The sequence below is a fragment of the Brachybacterium sp. YJGR34 genome (genome assembly GCF_003347015.1).
Classification (GTDB): domain Bacteria; phylum Actinomycetota; class Actinomycetes; order Actinomycetales; family Dermabacteraceae; genus Brachybacterium.
This window is the reverse complement of record NZ_PNFB01000042.1, coordinates 1-1,387: the sequence shown is the minus strand read 5'-3', so window position 1 is coordinate 1,387 and position 1,387 is coordinate 1. Positions and strand designations below refer to the sequence as shown.

The window sequence follows — 1,387 nt, the reverse complement described above, 5'->3', positions numbered from 1 at the left end:
AGCCGCCGCCGCCACGATCACTCGTGGCCGCGGCGGCTCCTCGTCGGCGCCCCCTGCGCGGGGGGCACCCGGGTCACGCGCTCAGAGCGTGGCGGCGAAGGGGTCGAAGTCCGCGGGCATCGGCTCGACCTCGGTGAAGGTGGAGTCGATCTCGACGATCGAGCCCTCGGTGATCGCGGTCTCGATGCCCACCATGATGTCCAGGACGTGCGCGGCGATCTCGCCCTGCGCACGGTGCGGCACGCCGGCGCGGATGGCGCGGGCCATCTCCAGCACGCCCAGGCCGCGCCCGGTGGTGGCGCCCGTGGCGGGGATCGGCGTCGCCGACTCGCCCCGGTACTCGGTCAGCGCGGAGTCGCCGTCGAAGACGTTGGGGTCCGAGAAGGCGACCGTCGCCTCGGAGCCGTAGACCTCGACGAAGCCGGCGCGGGTGTGCGGGGAGTCGAAGCTCAGCAGCACCGTCGCGTTCTGGCCCGAGGCGAAGCGCAGCAGCGCCGCGACCTGCGTGGGGACGGTGACGTCGAAGACCTCGCCGGCCTTGGGGCCCGAGCCGATGGTGCGCTGCTCGCGGGACTTCGAACCCACCGCGCTCACCGAGACGACGGGGCCCAGGGCCAGCACCAGGGTGGTCGCGTAGTACGGCGCGATGTCGTACAGCGGGCCGGCGCCCTCCTGGAACAGGAAGGCGGGGTTGGGGTGCCAGCTCTCCGGACCGGGGGTCTGGAAGAGGGTCAGGGCGCTGTTGAGGGACCCGGCCCGGCCGTCGCGGAGGGTGCGCAGACCGGTCTGGATGCCGGCGCCGAGCACCGTGTCCGGGGCGCCGCCCACGCGCACCCCGGCGGCCTCGGCGGCCTCCAGCAGGGCGGTGGCGTCGGCCGGCTCGGTGGTGATCGGCTTCTCGGTCCACACGTGCTTGCCGGCCGCGACGATGGCGCGGGAGACCTCGGCGTGAGCGGTGGGGATCGTCAGGTTGACGACGATCTCGACCTCCGGATGGTCCAGCACGTCCTGCGCGGTGCCGGAGGCGGGGACCCCGAACTCCTCGGCGCGCGCGGCCGCGGCCTCCGGGAACAGATCGCCGACGATGTGGACCGTCACATCCGGGAAGGAGGTGAGGTGCTCGAGGTACTGCGCGGAGATCGTTCCGGCGCCGATGAGGCCGACGCCGACGGGGCCGGTCTGGTTCTGCGTGCTCATGGGGACTTCCTTCGTGGTGCGGACGCGGCCGCCGGACGGGGACGCGCAGGGGGTGGGGTCGGACAGGTGGGGGTGGTGCACGGGCGGGCGGGGCAGCGGCGTCCTCGCCGAGCGCCTCGGCGCACGGGGGAACTCGATCATGCCCGCGGGGATGCCCGCAGGGGATTCCAGAGTCCGGGCGGGGCGGCGT

Annotated in this window: 1 protein-coding gene; it reads right to left on the bottom strand. The window is 74.1% G+C overall.

Annotated features, from left to right (window positions below; all coding sequences use genetic code 11):
- Positions 1 to 81: 81 nt before the first annotated feature.
- Positions 82 to 1,197, bottom strand: a complete 1,116-nt coding sequence (locus tag CXH06_RS18240; RefSeq protein WP_114856625.1) for a Gfo/Idh/MocA family protein — start codon at positions 1,195 to 1,197, stop codon at positions 82 to 84.
- Positions 1,198 to 1,387 lie beyond the last annotated feature (190 nt).